Raw genomic sequence first — 18118 nt, forward strand, 5'->3', positions numbered from 1 at the left:
AATTTGAGCGTGGATTCTACCACAAGCGAAAACTAAATAATCACCTGTAAGTGATGATTTTTTCTTTGATCAAGGATTAATCTTATCGCGTATTATGAGATACTGAAAAAATAATTAGGTAATAAAACGAGATAGCATGGAAAACATTGAAGTCCGAGGCGCCCGTACGCACAATTTAAAAGACATCAGCCTAACCATTCCCCGTGATAAGCTGATAGTTATCACTGGCCTATCTGGTTCAGGGAAATCGTCTTTAGCGTTTGATACTTTGTATGCAGAAGGGCAACGTCGTTATGTTGAATCACTGTCAGCGTATGCAAGACAGTTTTTATCGCTAATGGAAAAACCCGATGTGGATCACATTGAAGGTTTATCGCCTGCTATCTCTATTGAGCAGAAATCAACGTCGCATAACCCGCGTTCAACGGTTGGTACTATCACCGAGATTTACGATTACCTACGTTTATTATTTGCCCGTGTAGGTGAGCCACGCTGCCCTACTCACGACTTACCTCTTGCAGCACAAACCATCAGCCAAATGGTTGATACTGTTTTAGCCCTACCTGAAGGCAGTAAGCTAATGCTGTTAGCGCCGGTCGTCAAAGATCGCAAAGGTGAGCATGTTAAGTTGCTTGAACAACTAGCAAGCCAAGGCTTTATTCGCGCTCGTATCGATGGCGAAGTATGTGACTTATCTGATCCACCTACCCTTGAGCTTCATAAAAAGCACACCATCGAAGTGGTCGTTGACCGCTTTAAAGTAAAAGATGGCCAACAACAGCGTTTAGCTGAATCATTCGAAACCGCCCTTGAGCTGTCGAGTGGTATTGCCCATGTAGCGGCAATGGACGACTCACTTAGCGAAGACATGCTGTTTTCAGCTAACTTTGCCTGCCCTACTTGTGGCTATGCCATGAGTGAGCTTGAGCCTCGTTTATTCTCGTTTAATAATCCAGCAGGTGCGTGTCAAAGTTGCGATGGTTTAGGTGTACGCCAGTACTTTGATCCAAACCGTGTTGTGCAAAATCCAGAGCTAAGCTTATCTGGCGGTGCAATTAAAGGCTGGGACAAACGCAGCTTTTATTACTTTCAAATGCTGCAAGCAGTCGCAGAGCATTATAAGTTTGACCTAGAAGTGCCTTTCCAAGAACTTAGTAAAGATGCGCAAAAAGTTATTCTTGAAGGCTCTGGCAAAACCAAAATTGCCTTTAACTACCGTAACGACCGTGGTGATTTAATTACTCGTAACCATGAGTTTGAAGGCGTTTTGAATAATATGAATCGCCGCTACCGTGAAACCGAATCAAACTCGGTTCGCGAAGAGCTCGCTAAATACCAAACAAGCCAAGCGTGCCCGAGCTGTCATGGCTCTCGATTACGTGAAGAAGCTCGCCACGTATTTATTGGCCAAACAAACCTACCAGCCATCACCACTATGAGCATTGGTGAAAGCATGGCATTTTTTGATGGTTTGAATTTAACTGGTCAACGCGCACAAATTGCCGATAAAATTCTCAAAGAAATTCGCGATCGTTTATCTTTCTTAATTAATGTGGGCCTTAATTATTTATCGCTTGAACGAAGTGCCGACACTCTGTCAGGTGGTGAAGCGCAGCGTATACGTTTAGCAAGCCAAATTGGTGCTGGCCTTGTTGGTGTTATGTACGTATTAGATGAACCATCAATTGGTTTGCACCAGCGCGATAACGATCGCCTGCTAAAAACCCTTATTCACTTACGTGATTTAGGCAATACGGTGATCGTGGTTGAGCATGACGAAGATGCCATTCGCGCTGCGGATCATATTATCGATATTGGCCCAGGTGCGGGTGTTCATGGCGGCCATGTGATTGCACAAGGTACCCATGACGATATTTTAGCGAGCAAAGATTCAATCACAGGTCAGTATCTCTCTGGAGAGAAGAAAATTGAAGTGCCAGCGGCTCGCCATCAAACCAACGACAAATGGCTTGAGCTATTTGGTGCCACAGGTAACAACTTAAAGAACGTTGATTTACGTATTCCATTTGGCTTAATGACCTGTATCACAGGTGTATCAGGCTCAGGTAAATCGACGCTTATCAACGACACTTTATTTAAGCTGGCTCATACAGAGTTAAATGGCGCAACTACCGCAGAGGCGGCACCGTATAAGTCAATCAAGGGTCTAGATCATTTTGATAAAGTCATTGATATTGACCAAAGCCCAATTGGCCGTACTCCGCGCTCAAACCCTGCAACTTACACCGGTATATTTACCGGTATTCGTGAGCTATTTGCAGGTACTCAAGAAGCCCGCTCGCGAGGCTATAAAGTCGGTCGTTTTAGCTTTAACGTTAAAGGTGGTCGCTGTGAGGCTTGTCAAGGCGATGGCGTGATAAAGGTAGAAATGCACTTTTTACCTGATGTGTATGTTCCTTGTGATGTGTGTAAAGGTCAGCGCTACAACCGCGAAACGCTCGAAGTACAATACAAAGGTAAAAACATTCATCAAGTACTCGAAATGACTGTTGAAGATGCCCGTGAATATTTTGATAAAATTCCGGCTATTGCACGTAAACTGCAAACCTTAATGGATGTGGGCTTGTCGTATATTCGCTTAGGTCAAGCTGCAACAACCCTCTCTGGTGGTGAAGCGCAGCGTGTGAAACTGGCTCGTGAGCTTTCAAAACGCGATACCGGCAAAACCTTATATATCCTTGATGAACCAACTACTGGTTTACACTTTGCCGATATTCAGCAATTATTAGTAGTACTTCACCGCTTACGCGATCATGGTAATACCATTGTTGTTATTGAGCATAACCTTGATGTGATCAAAACCGCAGACTGGATTGTCGATTTAGGCCCAGAAGGTGGCTCAGGCGGTGGTGAAATTTTAATTTCAGGTACACCTGAAGATGTCGCCGATTGTGAGCGCTCACACACCGGAAGATATTTAAAACCACTACTTTAAAAAGGAAATTGCGTGCGTAGGTATTTAAAAATTGCAAAATGGCGCGCTAATAAACAGTTTCAACAACAGCAACGTAGCTGGCAGCCGCATAGAACAAGGCTGGTTGAACGATTACAAGCCATTTGGTTTAACTTAAGTACCGCACAAAAGCTTTATCTTTTAGCATTAAGCAGCCTGATTGTTGTGCAATCGGGCTGGTTAAGCGCCTCTATCACAATTGTTGCGTTAGTTATTGAATTTTGGCCCAAGTTTAATCAGCTTTGGCATTCGCTTGCTGGTAAAGCACTGATTTTAATATTCTACGCCAGTGTCGCTAATTTTGTGTTAGCCAGTGCGAGCGGTATTGTAAATGATGTAACACATGTTTCTGCCAGTCATTTTAACTACACGCATAACTTTGCCACCCTCTTGTATTTACCCCCTTGGGCTATGGGCATTAGCTTAGTTACATTGTTGTTATTTCAACTTTTTTACCTTTTTATATTTTTATTCTTTTGTTGATAAAACCGTTTGGTTCTGAGCGAATTAAGTTTATTAGCCAAAGTTACTCACCGCTGTTAACCGCTATATTGCGTTTTATATTAGCGTCAGTCGTATTTATTAATCTAATTTCGTTTATTGACGACAAGCCAGTTGAAGAAGTGGTAGACGATGTTGTCAGCAGTTTTGCAGATAGCAAAGCTATTGCAGAGGAGACACCTACTGATCAGCAAAAAGCAGTTGAAGAACTCAGTGAAAAAATAGAGCAGCAATTACCAGACAGCAGCAATTCTGTGCCGATTCTAAGGCGAGATGTAGATATTGAAGGTGATAGCGAAACTGCGCAAAACCTACGTCAGTTTTTAGACACTAAGGGTTACTTTGAAAGGAGTAAACGCTTAATTGCTATGTTTGCTTATAGCTTTGAGGCTGATAGCTATTCTCGCTGTTTAAAATCACAGAACAGTAAAACTGTTGAGCTGAATGATTATGAAATTGTGCAAGTAACCCCGGATCACAATGCCGAATACGGCTATCGATTTGAAGTCATTGCGTGTGACTCACCTGGTGTCACTCCAGTAGCAAAGTAACGCAGCAATCAATACTACTCGCTTGGCTTACTGCGTTTTTCTCTGATGAAATGAAATACCGAAAGCCCAATAAAGCCAAAGCAAACTAAGGCGATTACTAAGTTGGGTATAAAAATAAGCAGCATGCTTGCGTCATAGCCGACCTTTGCGAAGGCTGCGCAAAGGCTACCAATAATAAGTTCAGTTAAAATTAGCTCCCATTCTAATGAGCTATTCGCAGCCACAGTTTTAGCCGCATAATGTTTTACTTTAAAGCCCATACCAAAACCTACTAGTTCCTATTTTAATACACCTACACTAGCATCAAAATGCACAGACTCAAAAATAATAGACAATAAAACCTTATTTAACCCCGTAAGGATTAGACATAAAACATTGAAATTAAAAAGATTAACTTTTTAGAACCTTATAAATAAATCGCTTAGATGTAGATAAGCGACACTCACTATTTTCCTCGCTATTGTAGTTTCCATCAACGGGCTACCAACCAATTTTGCTTCGCTGATAAAACTAACCAACCAATTAAAGGAATTAAATTATGACCAGCTCAGTTTTAAAAATGATGTCACTTCTAACAGTAACGGTAATTGTTTTTACATCACCAAACACCTTATTAAATAGTCAAAATGCCCAAAAGCTAAATCAGCAATTAGAGACCTCTATCGAGGCTTCTATTGAACAAATGAACAATAAAATTGATCACCAAATTGAGCAACAGCTCAATAAGTAATATCTAGCTTGTCCAATATACTGGGCAAGCTTCATCTAATTAACAGGCTTAAGTAATGAAAACACTGACTCGACACTTACTCATCTCATCGATTGCAGTATCAGGCTTATTAATATGTGAATTTAGTATTGCTAAAAGTGCTGTTTGGCTGGTAAGTAAAGGTGATAAATATATTTACATTGCTGGCTCAATTCATGTTTTGCCTCCGAAAGAGATACCATTACCTGCTGAGTTTAATCAGGCTTATCATCTGGCAGATACCTTAGTACTTGAAGCTAATATGCCAGCACCAAGCAATAGCTCGGCACAACTGACAATGCTCAAAGCTCTCAGCTACCCAGCGGGTGAAACCTTAAGTGGCAAGCTGACAGCACACGTGAAGCAACGATTAGAAAAGCAACTAAACCGCTATGACATGCAACTCAGCGAATTCGATAGCTTTCGCCCGTTTATGGTGGGTTTGTTGATGATGTCGTTGGAGCTGAAAAAGCAATCGCTTTTGGGTGAAGGTGTCGATAGCTACCTTACTAAATTAGCTAAAAAAGATAGCAAAAAATTAGCCTACCTTGAAAGCTTAGCTTATCAATTACATCTATTTAAGGAATTAGGCAGCCAAAACGAAAATGCCTTTATTGAATCACAGTTAACGCAAATTTCTCGCTATCAGCATGATTATATTGCCATGCTCGCTGCATGGCGAAACGGCAATATGCGGGCAATGAATGAGCTTATCATCATGCCATTGAAAGAACATGATCCCCACACTTATCAAATACTCATAAAGCAACGCAATTTGAATTGGCTTAATCATATTGAGCATTATTTAACTGATCAGCAAAAAGAGCTGGTAGTCGTTGGCGTAGCTCACTTGGCCGGAGAAGATAGCCTATTAGCCTTGTTAAAAAATAAAGGTTATGAAATTAAGCAGTTGAATACAGATGAGGAATAAGAAAATGGAAAAAACCGACAAAACCGCCGCAGCACTTATCTGTTTGTTTACTGTTTTAATTGTGCTTAGCTTTTAATAAAAAATACCGCTTAAAAGCGGTATTTTTATATGTGACTTAAGTAATAGCTTACGGACGCGGGATAAAACCAACAGCGTCATATACTGCTTTTAATGTTTTTTCAGCGCGAATACTCGCCTTTTCAGCACCTGATTTCATAATACTATCAAGCAGTGACTGATCTTCGCGAATTTCTTTAAAACGTGTCTGGATCGGCTCAATCATACTAACAACAGCTGCTGCTGTGTCTTTTTTCAGGTGACCATACATTTTATCTTCGTACTCAGGTACTAAGTCTTCAATTGAGCGCTTAGTAGCCACAGATAATAAAGTTAGTAAGTTAGATACACCTGGCTTTTCTTCACGATCAAAGTAGATACGTGCTTGTTCGTCTGAATCGGTTACTGCTTTTTTCAGTTTCTTTTCAATCTTCTTCGGCTCATCTAATAACATAATGTAACCGTTTGGATTTTCATCAGACTTAGACATTTTCTTAAGCGGATCTTGTAAGCTCATTACACGTGCGCCAAACTCAGGAATGTACGGCTCAGGCAGTTTGAACACATCACCGTATAGGTTGTTAAAACGTGTTGCGATATCACGAGTTAACTCAAGGTGTTGCTTTTGATCTTCACCTACTGGTACTTGATCTGCTTGGTATAACAAAATATCAGCAGCTTGCAGTACAGGGTAAGAGAATAATCCCACGTTTACGTTATTAGCATGCTTAGATGATTTATCTTTAAACTGCGTCATACGATTAAGCTCACCCATTTGAGCATAACAGTTTAATACCCAGCTTAGCTGTGCATGTTCTGGCACTTGAGACTGTACGAATAACGCAGCTTTCTCTGGGTCGATACCGCATGCAGCATATAGCGCAATACCGTCAAGTACGCGCGAGCGTAGTTGCTCTGGATCTTGGCGAACCGTAATGGCGTGCAAATCTACTAACATAAAGAAACTTTCGTGGTCTTCCTGTAGCTTAAGCCACTGGTTAATAGCGCCAACATAGTTGCCTATTGTCATACCACCGGTTGGCTGAATGCCACTTAACACTACTGGTTTACTCATGATGTTCCTTTATATTTTTACTAAACTAAAAAGACGAATTTAAAATGCTCTTACCTTTGAGTAAGAACGGGTATTATATCTAAGAAATTCTCGCAGAGGTACTCTGGATTGAAATCAGCAAGGTTTTCACCTTGGTTATAGCCATAACCGAGCGCGACAACGTCAACATTAGCAGCTTTTGCTGCCAAAATATCACTTTTTGAGTCGCCTATCATAACCGCTTTGGCTGGGCTGACATCGAGTTGCTGACAAGCAAATTGTAAAGCCTCAGGTGATGGTTTCTTTGCCATATCATCACCACACACAATCAATTGAAAATGACTGGTCAGTGAGAGTTTATCAAGTAGCTTCTCGGTAAAACGACGTGCTTTATTGGTGATCACCACTTTAGGAATACCAGCAAGTGCAGCAAGCCCTGTTTCTACATGTTGATAAAGCGCACTATAGTCACCCACAACTTGGTCATAGTGCTGATAAAACAAATTAATAGCTCGCTCAGTAAGAGCTTCATCTAAATGCTCACTGACTTGCATATCGCCACTCAAACCGCGTTTAACGAGCGTTTCTATACCATTACCTACCCAGCTTTCAACTAGCTTCTGTGTAACAACCGGAAATGCTAGGTCAGTTAGAGTCAGGTTCATCGCAATGTATAAATCATAAACACTATCAACTAAGGTGCCATCTAAATCGAAAAAAGCCGCATCGTATTTCATGACTCAACCTTTGCAAGTTCACTACGCATTGCATCAATGACCGCTTTGTAATCTGGTTGATTGAAAATCGCAGAACCAGATACAAACATATCAGCTCCTGCTTCTGCTATTTTAGCAATGTTATCAACACCCACACCACCATCAACTTCTAAACGAATATTGCGACCTGAATCATCAATAATTTTACGCGCTTGGCGAAGCTTTTCGAGAGTATGTGGAATAAAACTTTGCCCGCCAAAACCTGGGTTAACCGACATTAATAACACCACATCTACTTTATCAAGCACATGTTCAAGATAACTAAGACTCGTAGCTGGATTAAACACGAGTCCTGCTTGGCAGCCACTATCCTTTATTAGTTGTAAAGTACGGTCAATATGCTCACTCGCCTCTGGGTGGAAGCTAATAATAGATGCACCTGCATCAGCAAAATCGGGAATTAAGCGATCGACAGGCTTCACCATAAGGTGCACATCAATAGGAGCTGTGATACCGTAATCGCGCAGTGCTTTACAAATCATTGGGCCAAAGGTTAAGTTTGGCACATAGTGGTTATCCATTACATCGAAATGTACAACGTCAGCCCCGCTTGCAATTACACGATCAACATCTTCACCTAAACGGGCGAAGTCAGCTGATAAAATAGAAGGGGCAATTAAATACTTTTGTAATGTTTCCAACATAAAAGATTCCATCATAATTTGCGACTGCAAGAAGAGCGCATAATGTAACCCAATCGACAGCTGATTAAAACACCACAGCTGACTGTTAAGAGGCTATTACTTAAGGCTAGTCCTTTTAGCTTATTGAATTAAAGTGAATTTAATCAAAAATTGAACAATAACTCTATTCAGCTACTTGCATTGACAACCCCAAATAAAACAAAAAATAAACATAAAATTTACTTTAAAGAACTAATTTTATTATATTTTTATTTAATTCAGCCTTAATTAAGTTTGTTATTTGAGCAATTATTATGTATGCTTGTCTAAATAACACAAACAAGGGTTATTCTCATGCGTGCTTTTAAAATAGGGATCTTAATCGCGTCCGCACTTACGGTTGCTACGTTTGTATCTTTTTCATCTGCCGATGAAGACGACTTTTTAGCAGCGGCGTCTAGTTGCTCATGCAATACACTAAGCGCATCGTCATCATCTGCTCAATGTATGAAAGCAGAACAAGAAACAGGATGGTTTTCTTGGTTAACTGGTGATAGCCGCAGCGCTCAATTTCATTATCTTGATTTACTTGAGTTATTAACAAGTAGTGAAGAGTCAAAGAAAGTTAGCAGTTTAGGTTCTAAGTTCTAAATCGCATGAACAAATTCATTAGTGCATTGCAAAGTGTCTTCGCGGCATTTTTTGGTGTGCAATCAGAAGACAAACGTCAAGCTGACTTCAAAGAGCATTCACTCAGTACTATCATCATCATCGCGCTCATCTTATTTAGCCTGTTTGTAGCAGCGATTTATTTCACCGTTTCTTTGGTGCTAAATACATAGCCATTAACTCATTCACTTTATTACGTGAACCGCCCTTCGGACTAATAGTTCGCTTCACCTGAATTTCATCAAGTGAAGCTTGGCTATAGATTTTACGAGTCCATACTGTATCGTGATTAGATATGAGCACTGGTGTGTTATTTTCGAATGCAGTTTGCTCAGCCAAATTAGCCAAGTTAGCCTGATCATCTAAATTGAAGCCACCTTTAGCGTAAGAAGTAAATGATGCAGTTTTACTCAAAGGCACATATGGTGGATCGCAATACACAACTGCATTATTAGGAATAAGCTTAAATACCTCGTCATAACCTAAACAAGTAAAGGTTGCTTGCTGCGCTTTTTCAGCAAAAAAGTGCATTTCTTTTTCAGGAAAATAAGGGCGCTTATATTTACCAAAAGGGACATTAAAAATACCTTTAAGGTTGTAGCGACACAAACCGTTATAGCCATGGCGATTCATGTATAAAAATAAAATTGCACGCTCATACACATCACTGCTTTGATTAAACTGAACACGATACTCATAATAGGCTTCAGGGTGGTTATTAAGCTCTACAAACAACTTCTTTGCATCGCTAATAAATTCATCAGGTGTTCGCTTTAGCTCAGTGTAAAGGTTGATCAGATCCGCATTGATATCGTTTAAAATATAATGCTTAAAGTCCGTATTAAGGAATACAGAGCCAGCACCAACGAAAGGTTCAACTAAGGTGTCAGCATCCATACTCGCTTGCTTCAAGCGGGTACGAATATCTTCAACTAGGCTGTATTTTCCACCTGCCCATTTAAGGAAGGCTCTGGTCTTTTGCTGCATCTGCTCTTAACTTCAATTCTGTGTTGCGCGATTTTACACTAATCAGTTTTAATTTACTGATTAAGTGAAGCGATTTCTTGTTTAATTTTACTTATTTTTTTATAAAATGGCTGATTTTTACGCACATTATCAGAAAGTGTTGTTACACCTTTCTTAGCTTCATTCAGTGTGGCATAACTGCCATAAGTTACAATCCACCAAGGCTTACCACTGCGTAGACTTCGGTATGTATTAACCTGCCCTAGCAAATCATTTTCACTAATAAATTTATCGCTAATCTCTGGTTTAGTAACCGCAAGTAATTGGATGACATAATGATCGTCTGGCTGAGTCAAATACCAAGCATTACCTTCAAGCGTTAGCTCAGATTCAGTAGTTTGCTCGAGCGCAGCTACTACCGGCTTAGTATTAGTATTTATCGCTGTCGCTATTTCCTCTGTGCTTTGCTGCTCGCTATCTTGTGCTGCATGTTGTTGCTCAGCAGGAAAAAGGCTATCGACAATCGCAGCAACATTATTGTCATGGATTTCGTTCTCATGACTTTCTTTTTCTGAAGTTTCTACTGGCGGTTGAGCAACTGGGGTGGTATTTACAGCATGTTCAGTAATGGCTTGCTCTGGTTTTGTTAGCTTATCTAACGCTTGTTCTGATACTCGCTCGTCACTTTCTACTTGCCTATTGACTATCGTCTCTGCGGGCAGCGCTGTTGCCACAGCGCTCACTGTATCTTGCTGATAATGCGCTTTCCACCACTCGGTCATATCCGCTTTATACAAAAAGCCAATAATTAACAACATTGTTGTGAGTAACAACAAAATTATATAAAGCAATTTGTAGCTTTTTTCTGGTACTCGAATGTCTGCGCTTTGTTGCTCAGGCTGCCATGCAAGTAATAAAGCTGGATTACCATGAGCCTCTTGTAAAAAGGTGCGAAAAACAGGATCTTCTTCAACCGGCAGGTTATCGAAAAACCAACGCATAAGCTGTTTGCTTTCGCTCAAATTCAGCGCTTCTAGATGAATTTCAACAGCTTGACTAAATTGCCCTACCGACTGGGATGCTATTAAAATGTATAGTGTGCTCGGGCTTTGCTTTGCTAAAATTTCTAGTTGCTGGATTAACTCTTCAGATAAATGACGCCCTCCATCAATCACCCATAAGCAATCACCACAAGGCTGTTGTTTATAAAGTTGATAGAAGTTTTCAGACAAACTCAAAGAGTGGTCTATCAGTGGGTTACTAAAGCTTTGTTCAAGCAGTTCGGTCATAAACTGCTGGTCGGTCATTTTTCCCGACAATTGAACAAACGCCTTGTTAAAGTCGAGGTATTTATCTGTAATAAAGGTTTCTAGTAAATAACTTTTGCCTAGCCCCGATGGACCAAGTAAGCAAATTAGGTTTTGCCCATATTCAAACTGCAGAGCGATTCGATCAACTAGCGCAGCACGGCTAGGCAATATTTGTGATTGCATTAGCGCGCTATTAAATCACAAACCTGCTGATCAGTAACATCACTTACCAGCGCACATTGACCAAATTGGGTTGGAAGAATAAAGCGAATAGTACCTTTCTTATTTTTCTTATCTTTACGCATATGTGTTAAAAATTGCTCACCAGTCATATCTCTTGGAATATCAACAGGTAAATCATACTCAGCAATCAATTTAACAATGCGTTCAACTTCAATAGCAGTTAAATCACCACGGGTTTGCGCTAAACGAGCTGCGAGCACCATACCTGCCGCAACGGCTTCGCCGTGTAACCAATTGCCATAACCCATTTGTGCTTCAATCGCGTGCCCAAAGGTGTGTCCTAAGTTTAGCAGTGCACGTAAGCCAGCTTCTTTTTCATCTTGTGCAACAATCAAAGCTTTAATTTCACAACAACGGTAAATCACATGCTGCAAAGTTTGCTCGTCAAGTGATTTAAGGTTGTTAATATTTTGCTCTAGGTAAGCAAATAATTCAGTGTCGTAAATGAGGCCGTACTTAATAACCTCAGCCATACCTGCAGCAAATTCACGCTCAGGCAAAGTATGCAGCGATTGAGTATCGATAAATACAGCTTGTGGTTGGTAAAACGCGCCAATCATGTTTTTACCAAGAGGATGATTTACTGCCGTTTTACCACCTACAGACGAATCAACTTGCGAAAGCAAAGTAGTTGGCACCTGAATAAAAGGCACACCACGTTGATAACATGCAGCAACAAAGCCGGTTAAGTCGCCAACAACACCACCACCTAAGGCAATAAGGCAAGTATCGCGACCACAGTTATGTTCAAGTAAGAACGCCGAAATCTTTTCAAACCACTCAAGTGATTTGTATTGTTCGCCATCTGGGATGGTAAAAGATAACGGGTTAAGATCAGCCAACGACGTCATTACATCATCAAGATATAAAGGTGCAATGGTGTCGTTGGTGATAATGATAGGTCGACAATCGCCGATGTGCTCGCGTAGCCGACCACTCTCTTTAAGAGCAGATTGACCAATATAAATAGGATAACTTCGCTCGTCCAAATTAACTGTTAATTCAAGCATAGCTAGTTCCCTTTTTATTATTGGTTTTTAAAAATCTAATTTCTCGATGATTTGATTAGCAACAACTTTCGCGCTTTGCTCATCAGTGCGGACAACAAAATCAGCAACTTCTTTGTATAACGGTTCGCGTTCTTCAGCTAAGCGTTCTAATACATCACGCGGTGCTTCTTCTGTTTGCAATAATGGGCGACGCTTGTCGCGCTGCGTGCGTGCAACTTGCTTTTCGATTGGTGTCTCTAGGTATACAACGATACCGCGAGCAGATAGCTTGTTACGCACTTCTTTACTGATCACAGAACCACCACCAGTAGCAAGCACAATACCTTGCATCTCTGTTAGGTCTGAAATTACAGTTTCTTCACGAAGTCGAAAGCCCTCTTCACCCTCAAGATCGAACACCCAAGCAATATCTGCTCCAGTGCGACGCTCGATCTCTTGATCTGAATCGAAAAATTCAAGGTGTAATTGATCAGCAATGTGACGACCAATTGTGCTTTTGCCAGCCCCCATAGGGCCCACTAGAAATATATTACGTTTCTCAGCCATATCTTTTTAGTACAAACGAACTCTAAAATTTGAAATAAAACCCCGCCTAACGACCTGGCCCCAAAATTAAGGAGGGGATTATCTCAGTAATTGCTTGGGTATTTCAAGTCAATTAGCATAAAAAGCCAGATAACGAGCAATTAAACATGCTAATTGCTCGTTGCTTAAGAAAAAATCACTTATTCAATTTGGATTTTTGGTGTTACAAAGATTAACAGCTCTTTTTTCTCGTTAAATTCACTCGTACTTTTAAACAACGCACCAAGGTATGGAATATCACCTAACAGAGGTACTTTCTTAGTTGAGTTAACGATTTGCTGTTGGAAGATACCACCAAGCACCACAGTTTGGCCATTTTCTACTAATACCTGCGTTTGGATCTCTTGGGTATTAATTGCCACAGCAGAACCTGTTGGTGTTTGCACTGTATCACCGCGGGTATCTTGTGTAATAACTAGGTCCAAAATGACCTTATTGTCAGGCGTGATATGTGGCGTTACTTCTAAGCTCAACACCGCTTTTTTGAAAGTTACCGTAGTTGCACCACTTGATGCTGCTTCAACGTACGGGATCTCTGTACCTTGCTCAATGCGAGCTTTTTGTTGGTTCGCCGTAGTAATACGTGGACTTGCGATAATCTCACCACGGTTTTCTTCTTCAAGAGCACTTAGCTCTAAATCTAATATTGTACCGTTGGCTAACTTAGCTATTTGTACACCAATGCTACCGGCAGGACTTGAAACAGGTAAGTTAACATTTAAGCGGTCAGAAATACTTGGAATATTATCGTAAGAGCCAGCACCAAACATACCACCGGCACCATCTAATGTGCCAGAAATAGCGCCATCACTACCTACATCGCTGATCCCCCAACGAACACCTAAGTCTTCTTGGACATTATCATTCACTGTCACCATACGTGATTCAATTACCACTTGTTTAACAGGAATATCTAAGGTTTCCACCATACGGCGCACGCTTTCGATGCTTTTGGCTGTATCTTTGATGAGTAAAGTATTGGTACGTTTATCAACAGAAACACTGCCTCGTGAAGAGATTATGCTATTGGTGTCTGTTTTTAAAAGATCAGCAAATTCTTCAGCTTTTGCATAGTTAAGGCGAATATATTCACTGTAAAGCGGCTCCAAGTCTTCAACTTGCTGCTTAGCTTGAAGCTCCTTTGCTTCACGAGCGGCTAACTCCTCTGCAGGAGCCACCATCAAGATAGTGCCATCCATACGCTTATCTAAGCCTTTAATCTTCAGCACCACATCAAGTGCCTGATCCCAAGGAACCCCGCTTAAACGTAAAGTGATATTGCCTGTTACAGAGTCACTTGTGACAAGGTTAAATTCGTTATAACCAGCAATAATCTGTAATACAGAACGAATAGGAATATCTTGAAAATTAAGACTCATAGGGCGGCCTTGATATTCAATTCCACCATCAAGGTATGCGCGCTGAGTATCGTCTTTTTCAACTGTAAGGGTAAAGATGTTTTCAATTTGTTGGTGTGTAAACTTAAATGCCGCATTTGGTTCAACCTCAATGCGTGTTATGTTGCCTTCTTTGAAGGTTTCAATGTTGCTTACAACCGTCCCAAAATCAATCACATCTAATTGATATAATAAATCGTCTAAAATATCTGTGTGGTGAAACTCCGCAATGATTTTGCCACCGCTTTCATACACATTAATTGCCGCTTGCGTATTTTGTAAAAAGACTAAGAGACGCGCTTCACCTTTTTCACCACGACGAAAATCAATCGACTGTACTGTGTTAATATAGTTCTTAGAAGCGGTTAATCCATCCTTTGAGTCATCTGTTGTAATCGGATTGTCTGAAACATGCAAAGTAACAATGTTGTCTTTCGCTGTTGTTTTATAAATTTTTAGTTTATCTAAGCTAACAACTACTTTTAAACCATCTTCAGTCATAGTGCTGGTTACATGCTGAATACCTGCTTGATTAACTGGTACATCACGTACTTCATTATCTACACCTACATTACTAAAAAGCATTTCGATACGAGCTGGCGAGTTATATACCTGGATTTTAGGTTCAAACGTAAGAGCTTCATCAAACACAAGTTGTAATTGTGTTTCGCCTTGCATTAATGGATTATAACGAACGTCGTACAATAAAGGGGCAGCGATTGCCGCCTGAGCCACAATTAAGGCTAACGCAGCTAACACGCATTTATTTATGTGCTTTAACCAAGCCATTCCTTTATGCATTTTCTTTTCACCTTTCATATGATTAACCTGCACCATTTGTACTTGCCTCTGACATTTCTAGCTTGGTCAGGCGCTCTTTCCAGCAACCAGCCCCATCTGGGATTAATTCTAATAATTCAATATAATTGTCGTGCACTTGTTTTATTTCACCGTGATACAAGCCAATATAATTACCCACTGTCACTCGATAAAGCGTGTCATCAGTCGCTTTGATCAGTGCCCAAGTATTGTCAGCACGACCGATAGTCCCTTGCATAACTAAATTATCCAATGGGTATTTCTCAAGTGGTTGACGAACCCTATTAGGGTCTGGATGTAAGCAATTTTTAACTTGTACTAAATTGTTTTGGATTATTTCTGGCTTAGGTGCCACAAACGGGCTGCGTAACTTACCAGCACTATATTCAAAATGCTCAAATTTTGTGATTTCAGGTATCGGTTCAACTTTAGGCGTCGTACTCGCTTTTACTTGATCAATAAACTCTTTTTGTTCAGAAGTATCATCATTACAAGCAGTAAGCACAATAGCCATTGCAATAACTAAGGGAAGCTTCTTCATTTTTTAGTCCCCCCTTCATAACGATAAGTCTTTGCAACAACACTAAAAGTTAGTTCGCCATTACCGAGTGTTTGAATCGTAAAGTCATGTAAACTAACAATACGCGGTAACTGAGCAACTTTACCAACAAACTCACCAAATTCATGATACGTTCCTACCACTTCTATTTTAATTGGTAGTTCTGTATAAAACTCTTTTTCAATTTCTGGTAACCAGCCAATTTTCAAAAAAGTTAAGCCACTAGTTGTACCAACATAAGATAAATCATCTAGTAAACCAGGAGTCTCATTGGAGGTTGGTAAGCGTTTTAAGAGCTGCGAAAACTTATCTTCCATTTCAACCATTTGTTGACGATATATTTCCAAGTTACTCGCAATCGCATATTTTGCTTTGTATGTTTGGCGCAGTTCAGTTTCTTTAGCTACTGCACTGTGGTAGCTAGCAATTTCATCTGAAACTAATAAGCTATAGCTAAAATACAAAACAATTGCAGCCACAAACGCACAACATAGCGCTTTCACTGCTATGGGCCAATCGCCCATATTTTCAAGTTCTATTTCATTCCAATCTATTTCTGTTAACGCTTTGATATCAAGGTTCATTACGTGCCTCACCTATCTGATCAAAAGGCTTAACATAAAAATCCATATTAAAGTCACTCAACAATCGCGACGTTTGCTCACCAGCTACAATGCCTTGCATAATCGGTCGTTCTAATAAGTAAGAACCTTGCACTTGGCGCAACATAGTCGATAAGCGATTATTGGATTCACTGCGACCGATAACATGAATGCGATTATCATGTCGCTCTAGTTTAGTTAAATAAACACCGGCAGGGACTATATTGGCCACTTCATCCATAATTTGTGTTCCCAAATTACGGTTACTTTGTAACTCTTCAATTAAGCGCATACGTTGTTGTAAGTTCTCTTTTTTCTTATCTAGCTCATTAATTTCACGAATACGTTGGTTTAATAATGCTATTTCAGTATTTAAGAAGTTGTTCTTTACATTCTGCCCTTCACGTAAGCCGCTGTAAAAAGAGCTTAATAAATACATACTCAAGAAGCTAACAACAACAACGCCGAACAAAATTGTAATGAACTTGTTCTGGGAATCTTTTCTTTGTTGTTCGCGCCATGGCAATAGATTTATATGTGGCATGATGAAAAGCTCCTTAAAGCCAATCCTGTAGCTATCGCAAACTGAGTGCGATGACGCTGTAACATATTACGGTCAACCTTCGGCGAAATTTCAAGATTTGCAAATGGTTCAGCAACAATGGTGTGGATTCCTAACTCTTCAATTAGCAACCTATCTAAGCCTTCAATCATGGCGGTTCCGCCAGTCAGCACAATGTAATCGACTTGATCTTTACCACTGGTAGTTAAGAACATTTGTACTGCACGCCTTACTTGTTGCAATAACGATGTCTGGAATGGCGCAAGAACTTCAAACGTGTAATTTGGTGGTAAGTCACCTGTTGTTTTACCTATTTCAGCTTCATCAAAGCTCTTGTTGTAATAAGCAACAATACTATTGGTATATTGGTCGCCACCGAAAACTTGGTCACGAGTGTAAATTGTTTCACCTTCCTGTACTACGCTGACAAGCATCAATACAGCACCAATATCAACCACGGCAACACACTTGTTGAAAGCATCACTAGGTAGTTGTTGGTAGTAAATATCCATTGTTCTACTTAGTGCATAACTTTCAACATCAACAACCGCAGCCTTTAAGTTTGCAGCTTCAAGTGCACCGACTCGCGCTTGCACACTTTCAGTACGAGCTGCAGAAAGAAGAACATTTACTTTACTTGGATCTGCTTCGTTGATTGCCAGCTTTTCGAAATCGATATTTACTTCATCAAGTGGATATGGAATTAAGCTATCAGCTTCAATGGCAATTTGTGACTCTAATTCAGCATCTGTTAATGATACATCCATAAAAATCACTTTCGTTATTACAGTTTGACCAGAAACAGCGACTGCTGCAGCTTGAACTGATTTAGGAATTTTTCTTTTTAATTTAGCGATAACATTGCCTATCGCTTCTATGTCTTGAATAGAACGCTCAGACATAGCGCCTTTTGGCATAGGTTCAATAGCTAACGCTTCAAGCCGCATACCTGCGTCTGTTTCTTGCAGCAACACTGCTTTTATACAGTGCGATCCGATGTCAATTCCTACCATCATAGATGAAGGCTTTTTAAATAGCTGACTTAGCATGTTTGCAACTTTGCCTTTGTTTTAATAATAAACAAGTTATAATTTTTATCTGAAAAAATATTATTCATTTTTTAATCAATATATACTAGCAGTCTCCGATTCTAATTGGGAGTCCATTTAGGGAAAATATAA

Annotated in this window: 20 protein-coding genes; 7 read left to right on the forward strand and 13 right to left on the reverse strand. The window is 40.2% G+C overall.

What is annotated here, in order from left to right; all coding sequences use genetic code 11:
- Nucleotides 1-136: 136 nt before the first annotated feature.
- From uvrA to J3455_RS14105, 3 genes are all read left to right on the forward strand, one after another.
- Nucleotides 137-2956, forward strand: a complete 2820-nt coding sequence (gene uvrA / locus J3455_RS14095; protein WP_130049781.1) for an excinuclease ABC subunit UvrA — start codon at nt 137-139, stop codon at nt 2954-2956.
- 12 nt (nt 2957-2968) lie between these two features.
- Nucleotides 2969-3457, forward strand: coding sequence for a hypothetical protein (locus J3455_RS14100; protein WP_349561950.1), 489 nt, complete (start codon nt 2969-2971; stop codon nt 3455-3457).
- A gap of 68 nt (nt 3458-3525) precedes the next feature.
- Nucleotides 3526-4026, forward strand: coding sequence for a hypothetical protein (locus tag J3455_RS14105; RefSeq protein ID WP_349561951.1), 501 nt, complete (start codon nt 3526-3528; stop codon nt 4024-4026).
- Nucleotides 4027-4040: 14 nt separating this feature from the next.
- Here the strand turns inward: J3455_RS14105 and J3455_RS14110 are convergent, their stop codons facing one another.
- The gene (locus J3455_RS14110) at nt 4041-4286 is read right to left on the reverse strand and encodes a hypothetical protein (protein ID WP_130049783.1); all 246 of its coding nucleotides are present in this window, start codon (nt 4284-4286) and stop codon (nt 4041-4043) included.
- 278 nt (nt 4287-4564) lie between these two features.
- Here J3455_RS14110 and J3455_RS14115 point away from each other — a divergent pair, with 278 nt between their 5' ends.
- Nucleotides 4565-4756, forward strand: a complete 192-nt coding sequence (locus J3455_RS14115; RefSeq protein ID WP_130049784.1) for a hypothetical protein — start codon at nt 4565-4567, stop codon at nt 4754-4756.
- Between the two features lie 55 nt (nt 4757-4811).
- Nucleotides 4812-5705: a TraB/GumN family protein gene (locus J3455_RS14120; RefSeq protein ID WP_250661611.1), complete on the forward strand. Its 894-nt coding sequence runs from the start codon at nt 4812-4814 to the stop codon at nt 5703-5705.
- Nucleotides 5706-5832: 127 nt separating this feature from the next.
- Here the strand turns inward: J3455_RS14120 and trpS are convergent, their stop codons facing one another.
- Genes trpS through rpe form a run of 3 tightly spaced genes read right to left on the reverse strand, consistent with a single transcriptional unit; the run spans nt 5833 to nt 8236 of the window.
- Nucleotides 5833-6837, reverse strand: coding sequence for a tryptophan--tRNA ligase (trpS, locus tag J3455_RS14125; RefSeq protein ID WP_130049786.1), 1005 nt, complete (start codon nt 6835-6837; stop codon nt 5833-5835).
- Nucleotides 6838-6887: 50 nt separating this feature from the next.
- Nucleotides 6888-7553: a phosphoglycolate phosphatase gene (locus J3455_RS14130; protein WP_130049787.1), complete on the reverse strand. Its 666-nt coding sequence runs from the start codon at nt 7551-7553 to the stop codon at nt 6888-6890.
- Entirely contained in the window at nt 7550-8236 is a 687-nt protein-coding gene (rpe, locus tag J3455_RS14135; RefSeq protein ID WP_167658718.1) for a ribulose-phosphate 3-epimerase, read from the reverse strand. Before rpe ends, J3455_RS14130 begins: the two co-directional genes overlap by 4 nt.
- 333 nt (nt 8237-8569) lie before the next feature.
- Here rpe and J3455_RS14140 point away from each other — a divergent pair, with 333 nt between their 5' ends.
- Nucleotides 8570-8866 carry a hypothetical protein gene (locus J3455_RS14140; RefSeq protein ID WP_130049789.1) on the forward strand — a complete coding sequence of 99 codons (297 nt, stop codon included), beginning with the start codon at nt 8570-8572 and terminating at the stop codon, nt 8864-8866.
- 5 nt (nt 8867-8871) lie between these two features.
- Nucleotides 8872-9057, forward strand: coding sequence for a DUF2970 domain-containing protein (locus J3455_RS14145; protein ID WP_130049790.1), 186 nt, complete (start codon nt 8872-8874; stop codon nt 9055-9057).
- Here the strand turns inward: J3455_RS14145 and J3455_RS14150 are convergent.
- From J3455_RS14150 to J3455_RS14190, 9 genes are all read right to left on the reverse strand, one after another.
- Nucleotides 9029-9871 carry a Dam family site-specific DNA-(adenine-N6)-methyltransferase gene (locus tag J3455_RS14150; protein ID WP_130049791.1) on the reverse strand — a complete coding sequence of 281 codons (843 nt, stop codon included), beginning with the start codon at nt 9869-9871 and terminating at the stop codon, nt 9029-9031. The two genes, J3455_RS14145 and J3455_RS14150, sit on opposite strands and share 29 nt — an antisense overlap.
- Before the next feature lie 53 nt (nt 9872-9924).
- Entirely contained in the window at nt 9925-11343 is a 1419-nt protein-coding gene (locus J3455_RS14155) for an AAA family ATPase (RefSeq protein WP_130049792.1), read from the reverse strand.
- Nucleotides 11343-12413, reverse strand: a complete 1071-nt coding sequence (gene aroB / locus J3455_RS14160) for a 3-dehydroquinate synthase (RefSeq protein ID WP_349561952.1) — start codon at nt 12411-12413, stop codon at nt 11343-11345. The genes J3455_RS14155 and aroB overlap by 1 nt, the downstream gene beginning before the upstream one ends.
- A 27-nt stretch (nt 12414-12440) precedes the next feature.
- Nucleotides 12441-12959 carry a shikimate kinase AroK gene (gene aroK, locus J3455_RS14165; protein ID WP_036973192.1) on the reverse strand — a complete coding sequence of 173 codons (519 nt, stop codon included), beginning with the start codon at nt 12957-12959 and terminating at the stop codon, nt 12441-12443.
- Nucleotides 12960-13138: 179 nt separating this feature from the next.
- Entirely contained in the window at nt 13139-15232 is a 2094-nt protein-coding gene (locus J3455_RS14170; protein WP_286256953.1) for a type IV pilus secretin PilQ, read from the reverse strand.
- A complete protein-coding gene (locus tag J3455_RS14175; protein ID WP_130049795.1) occupies nt 15219-15755 on the reverse strand; it encodes a pilus assembly protein PilP in 537 nt (178 codons plus the stop codon). The genes J3455_RS14170 and J3455_RS14175 overlap by 14 nt, the downstream gene beginning before the upstream one ends.
- On the reverse strand, nt 15752-16357 hold the full coding sequence (locus J3455_RS14180; RefSeq protein ID WP_130049796.1) for a type IV pilus inner membrane component PilO: 606 nt from the start codon (nt 16355-16357) through the stop codon (nt 15752-15754). The genes J3455_RS14175 and J3455_RS14180 overlap by 4 nt, the downstream gene beginning before the upstream one ends.
- Nucleotides 16347-16919, reverse strand: a complete 573-nt coding sequence (locus tag J3455_RS14185) for a PilN domain-containing protein (protein WP_130049797.1) — start codon at nt 16917-16919, stop codon at nt 16347-16349. The genes J3455_RS14180 and J3455_RS14185 overlap by 11 nt, the downstream gene beginning before the upstream one ends.
- The gene (locus tag J3455_RS14190; RefSeq protein WP_130049798.1) at nt 16907-17986 is read right to left on the reverse strand and encodes a pilus assembly protein PilM; all 1080 of its coding nucleotides are present in this window, start codon (nt 17984-17986) and stop codon (nt 16907-16909) included. Before J3455_RS14190 ends, J3455_RS14185 begins: the two co-directional genes overlap by 13 nt.
- Nucleotides 17987-18118 lie beyond the last annotated feature (132 nt).

This window comes from Pseudoalteromonas sp. NFXS39 (genome assembly GCF_040148775.1).
In the GTDB taxonomy this organism is placed as follows: Bacteria; Pseudomonadota; Gammaproteobacteria; order Enterobacterales; family Alteromonadaceae; genus Pseudoalteromonas; species Pseudoalteromonas apostichopi.